This window comes from Streptomyces sp. GSL17-111, from assembly GCF_037911585.1.
In the GTDB taxonomy this organism is placed as follows: domain Bacteria; phylum Actinomycetota; class Actinomycetes; order Streptomycetales; family Streptomycetaceae; genus Streptomyces.
On the sequence record NZ_JBAJNS010000001.1, the window covers coordinates 3735716 to 3750369 of the forward strand.

At 74.1% G+C, this 14654-nt stretch carries 13 protein-coding genes; 7 read left to right on the top strand and 6 right to left on the bottom strand.

Translation table 11 applies throughout. The annotated features are described in order from the left end of the window. Window positions 1–60: 60 nt before the first annotated feature. The gene (locus V6D49_RS16640) at window positions 61–1437 is read right to left on the bottom strand and encodes an ABC transporter substrate-binding protein (RefSeq protein ID WP_340560646.1); all 1377 of its coding nucleotides are present in this window, start codon (window positions 1435–1437) and stop codon (window positions 61–63) included. A 122-nt stretch (window positions 1438–1559) separates the two neighbouring features. Between V6D49_RS16640 and V6D49_RS16645 the strand changes: the two genes are divergently transcribed. Then, window positions 1560–2060: an SCO4402 family protein gene (locus tag V6D49_RS16645; RefSeq protein WP_340560648.1), complete on the top strand. Its 501-nt coding sequence runs from the start codon at window positions 1560–1562 to the stop codon at window positions 2058–2060. Between the two features lie 88 nt (window positions 2061–2148). Then, window positions 2149–3024, top strand: a complete 876-nt coding sequence (gene purU, locus V6D49_RS16650) for a formyltetrahydrofolate deformylase (protein WP_340560649.1) — start codon at window positions 2149–2151, stop codon at window positions 3022–3024. Window positions 3025–3043: 19 nt separating this feature from the next. Here the strand turns inward: purU and V6D49_RS16655 are convergent, their stop codons facing one another. Further along, window positions 3044–4339 carry a zf-HC2 domain-containing protein gene (locus V6D49_RS16655; RefSeq protein WP_340560651.1) on the bottom strand — a complete coding sequence of 432 codons (1296 nt, stop codon included), beginning with the start codon at window positions 4337–4339 and terminating at the stop codon, window positions 3044–3046. Continuing rightward, entirely contained in the window at window positions 4336–4914 is a 579-nt protein-coding gene (locus V6D49_RS16660; RefSeq protein ID WP_340560652.1) for an RNA polymerase sigma factor, read from the bottom strand. The genes V6D49_RS16655 and V6D49_RS16660 overlap by 4 nt, the downstream gene beginning before the upstream one ends. 359 nt (window positions 4915–5273) lie before the next feature. Between V6D49_RS16660 and V6D49_RS16665 the strand changes: the two genes are divergently transcribed. Further along, window positions 5274–5633: an STAS domain-containing protein gene (locus V6D49_RS16665; RefSeq protein WP_340560654.1), complete on the top strand. Its 360-nt coding sequence runs from the start codon at window positions 5274–5276 to the stop codon at window positions 5631–5633. Window positions 5634–5675: 42 nt separating this feature from the next. Here V6D49_RS16665 and V6D49_RS16670 read toward each other — a convergent pair whose 3' ends face one another. Beyond that, window positions 5676–6143 (bottom strand): hypothetical protein, encoded by a 468-nt coding sequence (locus V6D49_RS16670; protein ID WP_340560655.1) that lies wholly within the window; start codon window positions 6141–6143, stop codon window positions 5676–5678. Window positions 6144–6509: 366 nt separating this feature from the next. Between V6D49_RS16670 and V6D49_RS16675 the strand changes: the two genes are divergently transcribed. Next, complete coding sequence (locus V6D49_RS16675; RefSeq protein WP_340560656.1) at window positions 6510–7055, top strand: ATP-binding protein; 546 nt, start codon at window positions 6510–6512, stop codon at window positions 7053–7055. A 224-nt stretch (window positions 7056–7279) separates the two neighbouring features. Here the strand turns inward: V6D49_RS16675 and V6D49_RS16680 are convergent, their stop codons facing one another. Further along, window positions 7280–8428 (bottom strand): flavin-containing monooxygenase, encoded by a 1149-nt coding sequence (locus V6D49_RS16680; protein ID WP_445330537.1) that lies wholly within the window; start codon window positions 8426–8428, stop codon window positions 7280–7282. Window positions 8429–8654: 226 nt separating this feature from the next. On the opposite strand from V6D49_RS16680, the gene V6D49_RS16685 reads away from it, so the two are divergent. Beyond that, on the top strand, window positions 8655–9845 hold the full coding sequence (locus tag V6D49_RS16685; protein ID WP_340560658.1) for a S8 family peptidase: 1191 nt from the start codon (window positions 8655–8657) through the stop codon (window positions 9843–9845). A 116-nt stretch (window positions 9846–9961) separates the two neighbouring features. Here V6D49_RS16685 and V6D49_RS16690 read toward each other — a convergent pair whose 3' ends face one another. Next, complete coding sequence (locus V6D49_RS16690) at window positions 9962–10609, bottom strand: TetR family transcriptional regulator (protein WP_340560659.1); 648 nt, start codon at window positions 10607–10609, stop codon at window positions 9962–9964. 355 nt (window positions 10610–10964) lie between these two features. Between V6D49_RS16690 and V6D49_RS16695 the strand changes: the two genes are divergently transcribed. Together V6D49_RS16695 and V6D49_RS16700 are read left to right on the top strand one after the other, a co-directional pair. After that, entirely contained in the window at window positions 10965–11894 is a 930-nt protein-coding gene (locus tag V6D49_RS16695) for a VOC family protein (protein ID WP_340560660.1), read from the top strand. A gap of 218 nt (window positions 11895–12112) precedes the next feature. Beyond that, a complete protein-coding gene (locus V6D49_RS16700; protein WP_340560661.1) occupies window positions 12113–14557 on the top strand; it encodes an outer membrane protein assembly factor BamB family protein in 2445 nt (814 codons plus the stop codon). Window positions 14558–14654 lie beyond the last annotated feature (97 nt).

Genomic DNA, 14654 nt, shown 5'->3' on the forward strand with positions numbered 1-14654 from the left:
GCGCGCGAGGCGGGCCGGTGCCTGCGGACTGCGCCGTCGGCCGGAAGCGGGCGGGGTCGGTCAGCCGACCGTGATCTGGTTGAGCGTGCGGCCGATGTCCACCGGGTTCTGCCGCGCCGCGACGAGCTGCCCGTCGCGCACCTGCTGGAAGTTGACCATCGAGTTCACGATGCGCGGGTAGCTCGGGGAGCCGAGCAGGTCCTCGTACTGCCAGCTCAGGTCCGGGGTGATGCCGCCGGTGCTGACGGGCCCGGTGGCGTCGAGCGCCTGGTGCACGGTGCGGTGGGTGATCTCCTGCCCCTCCATGTCCTCCAGGACGGACCGCAGCACCGTGTAGGCGACCCACGTCGTCTGCACGCCCGGATCGGCGGTGTCGATGCGGTTGTCACCGAAGGCGTGCTCGGTGGTGGCGGCGCGCATCTCGTCCCACACCGGCTCCTGGCTCGCCGGGTACCAGCTGGTGACGTAGGAGCCCTCCAGCATGCTGTCCGCGCCGCCCGTGCGGTTGACGAGGGACTGCTCCACGCTGCCGAGCACCGAGGCGAACGTCACCTCGGCGGACGTCTCCCGCAGCCGGCTGAAGGAGTCGATGAAGGTGCCGGTGCGCCCGCCGAGGGCGGCGGCCACACACGCGCCGTCGGCGCCGTCGGAGTCGGCGATGGTGCTGAAACCGCCGTTCCCCGGGCCCGTTCCGGTGTCCGGGCCCGCGTCGGACGCCTCCGCACCCTCGGACGCCTCGGGGACGCCCGCCGCCCGCAGCGCCGTACGCGCCTCCCGGGTGTACTCGGCCGAGTCCTCCGGCGCGGGGACGTCGACGGCCGGCCCGGCCTCGCCCCGGGTGGCGAGGCCCGCGTTGAACAGGCCGGGCAGCTCGTCCCCGGCGATCGTGTCCGGCCGGACGAGGGCGACCTCGTCGCAGAGCTCCGCGAGCTGCCGGCCGCTGCCGGCCACCAGAGCGGGCTGGCCGCCGTTGACCGGGTAGGACAGCGGGCTGGAGAACTCCTCCTCGGTCAGGCCGTAGCCGCCGAGGTAGGGGATGCCGTGCAGTTCGAGCGCGGGCATGATCGTGCGGGCGTGGGTCGTGTAGGAGCCGACGACGGCGACGGCCCCGACCTCGCGGGCCTTGCGGGCGCAGCCGGCGGCCTGCACGCCGTCGTTGCCCTCGTTGCAGGTGACGACCTTCAGTTCGCGTCCGTTGATGCCCCCGTTGGCATTGACCCAACGGGCGTACGCCGTGGCGGTGGCCGTCATGCCGGGCATGTTGGTGGCCTTGGTGTCGATCGGCGCCAGGGTCATGACGGTGATCGGGTCGTTCTCGGCGGCGGAGAGGGTGCCGCAGCCGGTCAGTGAGGTGCCGACGGCCGCGACGGCGAGCGCGGCCGAGACGGCGGTCCGGAGTCGGGGGCGGGGGGCACGGGGCTCGCGCGAGGCGGTCATGACAAGCGACCCTGCCGGGCGGCATGTAACGCATGAGTGATGTCCACCGAACGGTAGGCGACCTCCGGGTGAAGAGCGCGGACCCCTCCCCTCGGGCCGCGACACGGACGAACGTACGATCGATGACCGTGCAAGCACAGGACAGCTCTTCCCGTCGCGCCCGTCGGTCCAGCACCATGGGCGGCATGCCGGTCAACGACATGCCGTGGTGGCGCTGGCGCAGCAACGTGCGCTCAGCCCTGCACATGCTCTCCGATCCCGTCTTCCAGCAGACCCACTGGCTGGAGGGGCGCCCCGGCTACGGGGACGTCACCGACGCCGTCTACCGCCTGGTGGAGGACACCTGGCTGGACCACTGGTCCGCGGAGAAGTACGTGGGCTCGGTGTTCCGCGACGCCGGGGAGGCGGCGGCCGTGGACGCCGTCGTGCTCCGCGTGCTGCGCATCCTGCACCAGGTGGGGGCGGACGCACCGGTGTCCGCCTACCTGGAGCACCCGGCCTGGCCGGACGCGCTCCAGGCCGCCCGCGCCGCACACGTCCTGCTGGCGGGCAACGACGGCGAGGACCCGGACGAGCCGCCGAAGTCCCTCGACGTCCTGGCGATCATGCTGCGCTCCGCCTGACGGCCGGGCCGCCGCCCACGGCCCCGACGCGTCCGGCGGGCCGTGGGCCGGTCCGCCGGACCGATCGGGGTGTGCCACCCTTGTGCCCATGAGCCCGTCGCCGCCCGCCGCCGCAGCCGACCAGTACGTCCTGACGCTGTCCTGCCCGGACAAGCAGGGCATCGTGCACGCCGTCTCCAGCTACCTGTTCATGACCGGCTGCAACATCGAGGACAGCCAGCAGTTCGGCGACCACGACACCGGGCTGTTCTTCATGCGGGTGCACTTCAGCGCGGAGCCGCCGGTCACGCTGGAGAAGCTGCGCGCCAGCTTCGCCGCCATCGGCGACTCGTTCCAGATGGACTGGGAGCTGCACCAGGCCGCCGCGAAGATGCGGATCGTGCTGCTCGTCAGCAAGTTCGGACACTGCCTGAACGACCTGCTGTTCCGCTCGCGCATCGGCGCGCTGCCGGTGGAGATCGCCGCCGTCGTCTCCAACCACACCGACTTCGCCGAGCTGGCGGGCTCCTACCACGTCCCCTTCCACCACATCCCCGTCACCAAGGACACCAAGGCCGAGGCCGAGGCGCGGCTCCTGCGGCTGGTGCGGGAGGAGGGCGTGGAACTGGTGGTGCTGGCGCGCTACATGCAGGTGCTCTCCGACGACCTGTGCAAGGCGCTGGCCGGCCGCATCATCAACATCCACCACTCCTTCCTGCCGAGCTTCAAGGGCGCCAAGCCCTACCACCAGGCGCACGCCCGGGGCGTGAAGCTGATCGGCGCCACGGCCCACTACGTGACGGCCGACCTCGACGAGGGGCCGATCATCGAGCAGGAGGTCGAGCGCGTCGGGCACGAGGTCACCCCCGAGCAGCTCGTCGCCATCGGCCGGGACGTCGAGTGCCAGGCCCTCGCCCGGGCCGTGAAGTGGCACAGCGAGCACCGCGTCCTGCTCAACGGGAACCGCACGGTCGTCTTCGCCTGACCGGCTCGCCCGGCACCCCCTACAGGCGGGAGAGCGAGGCCGTGGCGAGGAGGACGTCGCGGACGGCCTCGGAGTCGCCCTCGGCACCGGCCGCCGCGTCACGCGGGCTCACCCGCCCCGCCGCCAACTGGCAGAACTCCAGCCCGTCCAGGGCCACGTGCGCCACGGCGGACTCCTTGGTGCCGAGCGCACCGGGGGAGTCCAGCGGGATGTACCAGTGGCCGCCGCCCGCGCCCTCGATCTCCAGGTGCAGCGACCGGCCCGCCGTCCCCGCCTCCGTGAGCCGCCGGACGGGCGCGGCGAGCCCGGCCCGGCGCCGGGCGGCGAGCACCTTCGGCAGCGTGCGCGCGGCGAAGTCGACGAGCAGGTGCAGGTGGCCGGCGGCCGGTCTGCCGTGCGGGTAGGCGACGGCCTCGGCGACGTCGGCGGCGTGCGCCCAGCACTCGAAGGCGCGGTCGAGGAAGGCGTCCGGCAGCGGGAGGTGCGAGCCGGGGACGAGCACGCCGTCCGCCCGGCCCGAGGCGAAGGACGCGGCCTGCACCAGCGCGTGGGTCTGCGCCCGCCAGGGCCGGTGGGCGGCGCGCTGCGGCCCGGCCGCGAGCGTGTGCCAGTACGCCTCGGTGCGGACCGTGGCGGAGTCCGCTTCCGCGCCGGGTACCGGGTCGGGCAGGCCGAGGGCCGTGGCGAGCAGGCCGTCGACGGCGGTCAGGTGCCCGATGACCTGGCCCACGGTCGCCGTCCGGGATCGCCGTCGTTCGCCGTCGAACCAGCGGAGCGGCACCTCGGCGCCCCACTCACCCGCGCCCATGTCGCGCAGCAGCGCGTCCAGCCGGGCCGTCTCCGCGTCGTAGGGCGCGGCCCACACCGGGACGGGGATCCGGGCCGGACGGCGGTCGAGGCAGCCCGCGAGGACGTGGGTGCGCAGGAGGGGGTCGAGGTCCAGGTTCTCCTCGTGGTGGAGCAGGCCGACGGCGTCCCGCAGGCGCAGCGCCTCCTCGGCGCAGGCCGCGCAGTCGGTCAGGTGGGCCTCCACCGCGGCCGTCTCGTGCTGCGGGCACGCCGAGAGCGCCCAGGCACCGAGGAGCGACTTGAGGGTGCTGTGGTCGTACCCCGCCGCGGCCTCCTCCGGCGCGGGCGGGCAGGTGGGCTCCGGCGCGGCGGAGGGCGTCGCCCGCGTCGTGCCGTCCCGGGGCGCGGGTACCGCCGGGCCCGGCCCGTGGTCGTCGGCGGCCGCGCGGGGCGGCGGTATGCGCGGCGGCTCCTCCCGGCCGTCCCCGGAGAGGCCGTCGGGGCCGGGCAGACGCGGCCCGCTCACCGTTCACCGCCCGGACGGCCCGGGCCGTCCGAAGCCCCGGGCGAGCGCGGTGCGGCGGGCGTGGCCGTGGAGAGCAGCTGGAGGCCGAGCCGCAGCCGCCGCCTCGCCTCGTCCTCGGTGACGCCGAGGTCCCGGGCGGCCTCGCGGTAGGAGCGCCGCTCGCGGTGGGCCAGCTCCAGCGCGCTGCGCAGGGTGACCGGCATGGCCGTGACGATGTAGTCGGCGCGGGCGGCGGCCGAGGCGGCGCGCACCTGCTGCTCCAGCTGGTCGGGCGGTCTGCCGTCCTCCCGGTGGCGCAGCCGGAGCTGCTGGACGGCGTGCCGCTGGGCGAGGGCGGCCATCCACGACCGCAGCGGGCCCTCCTTCGGGCGGTAGGTGTCGGGGTGCTCCCAGACGTGGGCGAAGACCTCCCGGGTCACCCCGGCGGCCGCCTCCTCGTCCTGGAGGACCCGGTGGGCCAGGCCGTAGACGAGGGAGGCGAACCGGTCGTAGAGCTCGCCCAGCGCCGCGGCCTCGCCGCGCATGAGTCGTTGCTGCATCTTGCGGTCCCAACGCGGTGGTGCGTCCTGCGCCATCTCCCGGCCCCCAGCCCTTCGCGTACGTCGAATGTAGGGGAAGGGGGTGACAACGCGGGCGCCTTTGCGGCAATGTGCAGCGCTCAGGCAACTCCACGGGGTGCCCGGCGCGTCACTGTGTGCAGGTGCCGCAAGGAGGTGCGGCCGATTTTCTGTCCGGTGTGCACGGTTGAGGGCCCCTATGTCACTGTCGGGTTGCGCACAGGGGAGGGGAACGCGCGTGAGGGGGAGCGGGCCTTGGGCTTAGGGTCGGGAGGGACCAGTTCGTTTCGCGGGTTGCCGCTGAGGGCAGCCGAGCCGTGGAAGGATCGATTCCGGCAGGGCGAGGGAAAGGCTTCGGTTACGTGTCGTTGAAGGTGATGGAGGAAGAGCGGGGGGAGTGGACCGTCTTTCGGGTTTCGGGCGAACTCGATCTGGTGACCTCTCCTGCGGTCCGCCAGCACGTGCACGACGCCGTCGCCGACGGCCGGCTGAACGTGGTGCTCGACCTGTCGCACGTCCAGTTCTGTGACTCCAGCGGCGTCGGCGTGCTCATCGCGTCCCGTCGCCTCATGCACGCCTGCACCGGGAGCCTGCGGCTGATCCTGCCCGCCAACGGCGCGGTCGACGGCTCCCACGTGAACCGTGTGCTCGCCGCCCTCGGGGTGCGGCGGCTGTTCGCCTGCTACCCCGACCTGGACGCGGCCACGGACGTCGCCGCCCGCCCGCTGAGCGCCTAGGTGTGTGGTCCCGGCTCGGTGCTCAGCCGCTGAGCCGGGCGCTCAGCGGCTGAGGGGTGCGGCGGCGGTGATGAAGTCCTGGATGGCCGTCCGGGAGGCGGCCCGGTGCACGTCCAACTCGTCCCGGGTCTGGCACATGTCGTGCAGGTCCGTGATCGACCGCAGCGCAGCGGTGGCGCGCTCCCGCACGCCCGGCTCGTCGGTGAGCAACTGCACGCGGAATCCCGCCTCGACGGCGTCCGCGCGCACTTCGTAGATCTCCCGGGTGATGGCGTTGACGTCCTCGGTGTCCGGCCGCTCGTTCGCCACGAGCCAGCGGTGCACCGTCATGCGGCGGTAGTTGTGCAGGGCGCCGGCGTAGGAGGCGAACGCGTCCAGCCGCTCCTGCCGCCCGCGCGCCTGGTCGTCCAGTTGCCGGGTGCGTTCGGCTATGCGGCGCTGGAAGACGTAGGTCACGGAGGAGCCGAGCAGCGTGCCCAGGACCGCGATGACCGCGGTGAGTGCCTGCATGGAACCAGTCCATCATGGTGACGGACCGTCATAGGGGCGGGGTGCCGGGTGGACACGCTCCGCAGCCGTCGTGACGGCCGCGTGCGCGGTGCCGGGAGCCCGCGTCGAGCATCGGCGCCGGTCGATACGGGTCCGTGACGAACGGGCGGGTTCGACGTGCCCGGACCTCCGGTACCCTCCGTGAGATGCGGCGCCGACGGGGCCTCCTCCCGTTCGACTCATCGTGACGGCTGTCGCACAGTCTGCGGCGCGGGTACTCCTTTGCGCCGGAATACGCCTCATCGGCTTGTCCGCGCCGGGGTGTGTCCAGCAGGCTTCTAGCCGGTGTCACGCGTTGTGACTTCGTCGGTACTGGTGGTGTGAACGGTGCAGGTGCTTCAGGCGCAACTGGAGATCGGTGCGGACCCGACGGAGGTCGGCCGCGCCCGGCGGTGGGCCAGGGCGCGGCTCGCGGGCTGCGGGATCAGCGCCGACGGTCCGCTGGGCGAAACGCTCATCCTGCTGATCTCCGAGCTGGTGACGAACGCCGTCGTGCACACCGGCGCACCGGCCGTCCTGCGGATACGGCTGCCCGGCGCTCCGGTCGGTCCGGCCGCGTCCGACGCTTCGACGCCCGCCGGTCGGGGCGGGTCCGGCGCCGTCCGCGTGGAGGTGGCCGACACGAGCGCGGTGGCGCCCCGGCCCCGACGCGCGGCGGACGCGGACACCGGTGGCCGTGGACTGGAGCTCGTGGAAGGGCTCGCGGACCGCTGGGGCTGGCAGCCGGAGGGCGGTGGCAAGCGCATCTGGTGCGAACTCGACGGCTGCCCCCGGGTCGTCGGCCTGGCCGAGGGCGACGGCGGCACCCCGGCGCGTCAGGCGGCGCACGGGCTCCCGGTGATGGCATATGCCCACTCCGTCCCCGGGGTATAGCGCCACCAACCAGGACATTCTGCGATGTCAAGTCCAGACCAGGTGTTGACCTTTGGTAGGCGGCTGATCACCCTGGACGGGAGCGATTCGTCGTGAGGGGACGTCGAGGGGCCGCGCGCAGCACTGCGCTCCGTCCTCCTCGGCGAGTGCGGGTCGTCGTCGGTGAGCCGGGTGGCGGTGCCGTGTCCGCTGCGCGGAGTCACACCGCCATCCCGGCATGGCGGTCAGCGCCGGGAGCGGGCCACCGCCTTCGCGATCCGGTCCGCCTCGCGCCCCAGTTCGCGCAGGGCGCCGCTGACGGGGTCGGTGAATCCGGTGAAGTACAGCCCCGGGGCGGCGGCCCGGTGTGCGGGAGATCTCGGCACGCCGCGCCCGTCCAGCACGTCGAGGTGGCCGACGAGTTCCTCCAGCCCGGGCCGGTAGCCGGTCGCGGCGACGACCGCCTGCGGGGCGATCGTCGAGCCGTCGGCCAGGTGCACCTTCTCGCCCTCGAACGACTCCACCGCCGCGACGGGCTCCACCCGGCCCCTGCGCACGGCCCGGACGAAGCCGGTGTCCACGACCGGCGGCGTCCCGCGCCGGGCGCCGGAGTACAGGCCCCGTTCCGGTCGCGGGAGCCCCTGGGACGAGAGGTCGGGCCCGGTGATCCGGCGCAGCACCGCCGCCACCCGGTCCGTGACCGCGTCCGGCAGTCGGCGCAGGAGGACGTGGCGGGCCTGGACCGGCCAGCCCAGCGTCGCCCTGCGGACGAGGTACGGGCGCCCGCGTACGGCGAGCCGGACCCGCGCGGCGCCGTGGGCGGCCAGGTCGGCGGCGATCTCCGTGCCGGTGTTCCCGGCGCCCACGACCAGCACGTCCAGGTCCGCGTAGGGTTCCGCGTCGCGGTAGCGCGAGGCGTGTGCGAACGGGCCGGGGAAGTCCTCGGCGCCGGGCCAGGACGGCAGATGGGGCGTGTGGTGGTGACCCGTCGCCACGACGACGGCTGAGGCGCGCAGTTCGCGACCGCCGTTGGCCCGCAGCAGCCACCCCTCCCCGCCCTCCGGGCGTTCGACGCGGCCGACCGCGACGCCGGTGGCGATCTCCAGCCGGTGGTGCTCGGCGTACCGCTCCAGGTAGTCCGCGTAGGCGTCCCCGGGCACCCAGCGCCCGGCGGAGCGCGGCACGGCCAGCCCGGGCAGGGCGGAGCGTCGGCGGGTGGTGTGCAGGCGCAGGGCGCGGTGCCGGCGTCGCCACGAGGCCCCGACGCGGTCGGACCTCTCCAGGACGACGGTACGGACGCCACGCGCCGTGAGTGCCGCCGCGGTGGCGAGTCCGCCGGGTCCGGCACCGACGACGTACACCGGGAAAGTCGTGTCCTGAGCGGGCATGGGCATGTTCATGAGCTTAGTCCCGTGCCGCCGGGCGGTGGCGCCAGGTCCGCAGACGGGGGCGGACTTGCCGTCAGTTCGCCCCCGAACCGGCCTTCCCGGGATTCCGTTCGGTTCGGCCTGGGTCACCTGTGCGTTCCTGCCACTACAGTTCGCACGTCGTGTGTGCGTTCTGTGACACACGTGCACAGTGGTTCAGTTCGGAGGGAAGGGCACGGAAGTGCGAATACGGATGGTGTGGGGGGCGGGTGCCGCGAGCGCCGCAGTGCTGGCGGTCTTCGCGTTGGCTCCCGGCAACGCGGGCGCGGTCGAACCCGATCCGCTGGGCACGATCCGCAACGCCGCCGGAGGCGGCCCGGTCGTGCAGGACGAGTACATCGTCGTCATGAAGGACCGTGGGAAGGAACCGGCCGCGAAGGTGCGGAACCGGGCGAAGGACCTGGCGCGGAAGCACGGCGGCGATCTGGACCGCACGTACACCAGCGCACTGGAGGGCTTCTCGGTCAAGGCGTCCGAGAAGGAGGCCCGCAAACTGGCCGCCGACCCGGCCGTCGCCTACGTCGAGCCCAACCGCGTCGAGCGCGGCGACGGCACACAGGTCGACCCGGTCTGGGGCCTCGACCGCGTCGATCAGCGTGCTCTCCCGCTGAACTCCACCTACGACTACGCCTCCACCGCGTCGAACGTCACCGCCTACGTCGTCGACTCCGGGGTGCGCGTCCAGCACTCGGAGTTCAGCGGACGCGCGCGCTACGGCTACAACTTCGTGGACGACAACACGACGGCGGCCGACTGCCACGGCCACGGCACCCACGTCGCGGGCACGCTCGGAAGCAACACCTACGGCGTGGCCAAGCGGGTGCGGATCGTCGCCGTCAAGGTGCTGAACTGCGACAACCTCGGCACCACCGCCAACGTCCTCGCCGGCTACGACTGGGTGGCCAGGAACGCCGTCAAACCGGCGGTGGCGAACGTCAGCATCGGCGGCAGCGCGAGCGACGCCAAGGACGCCGCGATCCGGGAGATGGTGGACGCGGGCATCACCGTGGCCGTCTCGGCGGGCAACAGCGACAAGGACGCCTGCACCCAGTCCCCGGCCCGGGAACCGGCCGTCATCACCGTGGCGGCCAGCACCTCGTCCGACGCCCGCGCGAGCTGGTCCAATTACGGTTCCTGCGTGGACCTCTTCGCCCCGGGTGCCTCGATCGTCTCCTTGGGCCACACCTCGGACACCGCGTGGACGACGCGGAGCGGCACGTCCATGGCGGCGCCGCACGTCACGGGCGCGGCGGCGCTGTACCTGTCCACCCACACCTCGGCCGAGCCGGCGGAGGTGGCCGACGCCCTTCTGGACGCGTCGACGAACGGTGTGCTCAGCGACGTCGAGGGTTCGCCCAACAAGCTGGTCTACAGCCTCGACTGACGACGCCGCGCGGTGGCGGACGTACCCGCGAGCGGGGATGCGTCCGCCACCGCGCGGGCCGGTCGCGGCGCGTCGGCCGGTGACAGGTCCGGCCGGGCCCCGTCGGGCCGGAGCCGTCAGGCGGGCTTGCGGCCGGTGACGCCGAGATGCATGAGGAGCACGAGGGCGGGCTTGATGTCCGCCTGCTTGGCGCCCCAGGAGGAGAAGCCCTTCTGGTGGCCCGCCACCCCGGTCAGGGTGGTCACCAGCGTCCCCGCCAGTGCGGCGGCGCTCACGTTCTTGTCCACCCGGCCCTTCGCCTGCTGCTCCTTGATGGACTCGGTGAGCGAGCTGACGACGGAGGTGAGCAGCTTCGTCCGGAGCCTGGTGAAACGTTTGTCCCCCTCGGCGGCGGCGAGGTCGATCACCCGCAGGATCGCGTCGTGGCGGCGCCAGAAGGCCAGGAAGCCGTCGACGAGGTCCTCGGCGGTCCGCGCGCCCGCCTTGCCGGTCCAGGAGCGGCCGGCGACGAGTGCGTCGAGTTCGCCGCCGCCCTCCTTCGCGGTGGTGTCGGCGAGCTCCAGCACGGCGCCCTCGACGTCGGGGAAGTACTGGTAGAAGGTCGCGGGCGAGGTGCCCGCCTTGCGGGCGACGTCGATGACCTTCACATCGCGGTAGGGCGACGAGCTGAGCATGTCGCTGAGGCAGTCGAGCAGCTTCAGACGGGTCGCCTGTCCGCGCCGTCCGGCCACCCGGCCGTCAACAGTTCGAACTTGTCCTGTCATGTCGTCAGCTTATCGACGGACGTTCGGCCCGCATCCGGCCAAAGGCAAACGGGTACCGGGTGCCGCTTCGTCTGCTTTCGTCAGGTGATGTCGCGGTGCCTTTGTGTGGTTTGAGGTGTCTTGTTTCCTGGCTGCTCGTCCCCCGGGCGGGCCCGGTGAAAAGGCGCGAAACCGGGCTGGGGTGCCAGAATGCGGTGGACCGGGCAAACGGGTGCGAAAGCGGTGCGCATCCGCTCGCGCGGAGGTGCCACAGCCCCCGGCTCGCGCGGCGTCGGCGCGGGATCGGCGCGGCGCCTCCCCGGCGGCGAACCGCCCACGGCGCACCCCACGAACCCGCGAGGAAGGGGCCGGACCGATGGCCGAAGCGAAAGCGGCACCGAGCGAGGGGCCGGACGGCGCCCGGGCCGCAGGGCCCGCCGAGGAGCCGGCCGACGCGGCGACCGAAACGGCGACCGAAACGGCGAGCGGGGCCGTGGTCCCGGGCGTGCCCTGCTGGGCCGACGCCATGGTGCCGGACCTGGCAGCCGCGAAGCGCTTCTACGGCGAGCTGTTCGCCTGGACGTTCGACGAGGCGGGGCCCGCCACGCAGGGCTCCTACACCGTCGCCCGTCTCGGACGCCGCCGTGCCGCCGGGCTGATGCGCAAGACCGACGGGCGCATGCCCACCGTCTGGACCGTGTACCTCGCCACCCCGGACGCCGGGGCGACCGCCGAGCGGATCAGGGCGGCGGGCGGCCAGGTGATCAACGAACCGCGCCCCGTCGGGACGGGCCCGTCGGGGATCATGGCCGTCGCGGCGGATCCCGGCGGCGCCGTGTTCGGCCTGTGGCAGCCCGCCGAGCGCTCGGGCTTCGAGGTGCGTGAGGAGCCGGGCGCCTACGTCTGGGCCGAGGTGCACACCCGCGACCCGGTCGGCGTGGACGCCTTCTACCCGGACGTCTTCGGCTACCGGCCGCTCGACCCCGCCGACGTCCGGGACGCGGGCGGGCAGGGGGAGGAGCCCGAGATGGTCGTCTGGGTGCCCCGCAGCGGTCCGGCCGACGAGTCCGCCGCCGTGACGGCCCGCTGCCTGCTGGAGGAGGGCACACCGCCCGAGCTTCCGGCCCACTTCCTCACCTACTTCGCGGTCGAGGACTGCGACGCGGCCGCCGGGACGGTGGAGCGCCTCGGCGGCCGGGTGCGCCGGGAGCCGGAGAGCGGCCCGTACGGCCGCTGGGCGGTGTGCCGCGACAACCAGGGCGCCACCTTCGCCGTTCTGGCCCCGCCGGAGGGGCCCGGCCAGTAGCGTCGTCCCGCCCGCACGCGGCCGACGCCCCGCACGCGGCCGACGCCCCGGGCCCGGCCGTCGTCCCGGGCGCGGACACGGCCGAACGGGCCCCGGGTTCGCCTTGTGGGGCTCCGACAGGAACAATCGGTCCGGGGACCGCTGCCGGTGCGGCAGCGGTGAGCAGCAGCACGGGGGCGGGCGACGACGGCGAGCCCCTACGGGGAGGTGGCAGGGACATGGTGGATCAGCTGACGCAGCACGATCCCCGCCGGATCGGTCCGTTCGAGGTCCTCGGGCGGCTCGGCGCGGGCGGAATGGGCTTGGTCTACCTGGCCCGGTCGGCCTCCGGGCGCCGGGTCGCGATCAAGACGGTGCGCACGGAGCTGGCCGAGGACCACCTCTTCCGCGTCCGCTTCACCCGCGAGGTCGAGGCCGCCCGCGCCGTGAGCGGTTTCTACACCGCCGCCGTGGTCGACGCCGACCCGCGCGCGGCCATCCCGTGGCTGGCCACCGCCTACGTCCCGGCGCCCTCCCTGGAGGAGATCATCACCGAGTGCGGGCCGCTGCCCACCCAGGCGGTGCGCTGGCTCGCGGCCGGTATCGCCGAGGCCCTCCAGTCCATCCACAGCGCCGGACTCGTCCACCGCGACCTGAAGCCGTCCAACGTGCTCGTGGTGGAGGACGGCCCCCGGGTCATCGACTTCGGCATCGCGTCCGGCGTGTCCAACACCCGGCTGACCATGACCAACGTCGCCGTCGGCACCCCCGCCTACATGTCGCCCGAGCAGGCCAAGGACTCCCGTAGCGTGACGGGGGCCAGCGACGTCTTCTCGCTCGGCTCCACCCTCGTCTACGCCGCCACCGGCCACGCCCCCTACCACGGGGCGAACCCGGTGGAGACGGTGTTCATGCTGCTGCGGGAGGGGCCGGACCTGGAGGGGCTGCCCGCCGACCTGCGGCCGCTCATCGAGTCCTGCATGAACCCCGAGGCCGAGCGGCGCCCCACCCCGGCCCAGCTCCAGTCCCAGCTCGCCCCGCACCTCTTCTCCTCCGGAAGTGACGACAGCGGCACCGCGTCGGCGTGGCTGCCCGGGGGCGCCGTCGAGCTCATCGAACGCAAGCGCGGCGGACGGAACCGGCCCGTGCGCCGCCCCCCGGAGCCGCAGCCGTCCGCCCCGCACGACGGCCACGGCTCCGGCCCCGGGCCCGCCGGGGGGCACCGGCCCGCCCCGGAGCACTTCGCGCCGCCCCCGGTGCGGCCCGCGCCCATGGGGCCGAGCCCCCTCACGCCCGCCCCGGTGCCCGCCCACGCGGGAGCCGCTCCGGTGGACGGCACGCCCGTGCGCCTCGCCGGTGCGCCCGCGCCCATCGGGCCGGGGCCCCGGCTCGGGGAGCTGCGCGGGCCCGCCCCGGTGCCGGGCACCCACTGGGTCAGTCCGCCCGCCGGTACCGCCGCCCCGGGCACCCCGCCGCCCGCCCCGCCCGCGTCCGGCCTGTCCGGCGGCGCCGCCCCGGCGCCCGCGCCGCCCGTCCCCGCACCCGACGGTGCGGGCAGACGGTGGCGGCCGTGGCGGTTCCGCATGTCCAACGACGTCTGGGGCACGCCCGTCGTGGCCGAGGGGCTGCTCTACGTCACCTCCTTCGAGGTGCACGCCCTGGACACGACGACCGGACGGCGTCGCTTCAAGACCCGCGACGTCGCCTGGTCCATGGCGGTGGCCGACGGCCGGGTGCACGCCTCCGACGGCCCCAGCCTCTACGCCCTGGACGCCCGCACCGGGACGGAGCACTGGAAGACGTCCGTGGACGCCTGGGTGTACGCGCTGAGCGCGGGGGACGGCGTCGTCGTCACCGCCACCCGGGGAGGCGCCGTCCAGTCCTGGTCCGCGGCCAACGGCGAGCGCCTCTGGGAACTGACCGGCGCACAGACGGACTTCGAGACCGCCGACGCGGCCCCCGTGCTGCACCGGGGCACCGTCCACCTGTGGGCCGACGGCCGGCTGTACGCGCTCGACGCCCGTACCGGCGCCGAACGGTGGACGTACGCCGTCGGCGACGCCTCCGCCACGGGTGGGGTTCCGATCCGGCTGCTCCCGGCGCCCGACGGCGCGCTCTACGTCTGCGCGGGGGCCCGCGTCCTGGCCCTCGACGCGGCGAGCGGCGCGGAGCGCTGGCGCTTCCACGCCCCGGACGCCTTCCTGAGCCCTCCGGCGTTCGCGCCCGGTCCGGCCGTCGCCGGCGGCGGGCTGTACGTCGCCGACTACCGCGGCGTCGTGTACGCCATCGACGCCGCCACCGGCCACGACCGTTGGCGCATTCCCACCAAGGCCCGGGGCTCGGCCGAACCGGTCGTGGTGGCCGACGGGCTGGTCCACGTGGCCAGCGGCGACGCGCTCTACACCATCGACGCCGTCCCCGGCACCGGCCGTTGGCGGTTCGAGGCCCGGGGCGACCTCGTCGGCGCGCCCGTGGCCGCTGACGGCCGGGTCCATTTCGGCTCCACCGACCAGTCGCTCTACACGCTCGACGCGGTCGGCGGCCAGCTCCGCTGGAAGCTGGAGACGGGTGGCGAGATCACGGGTTCACCGCTGGTCGCGGGCGGTGTGGTGTACGCGTGCAGCAAGGACCGCTGCGTCTACGCGCTGGACGCCGAGCGCGGCACCCGCCAGCCCCCCGGCTGACGGGCTGTTGTCGGCGGCGCGTCCTAGGCTGGCCGCGACCGCCGACGGACCGCGCACCGAGGAGCCGGATGACGCCGCGGCGGTGGCTCTCCTCGGA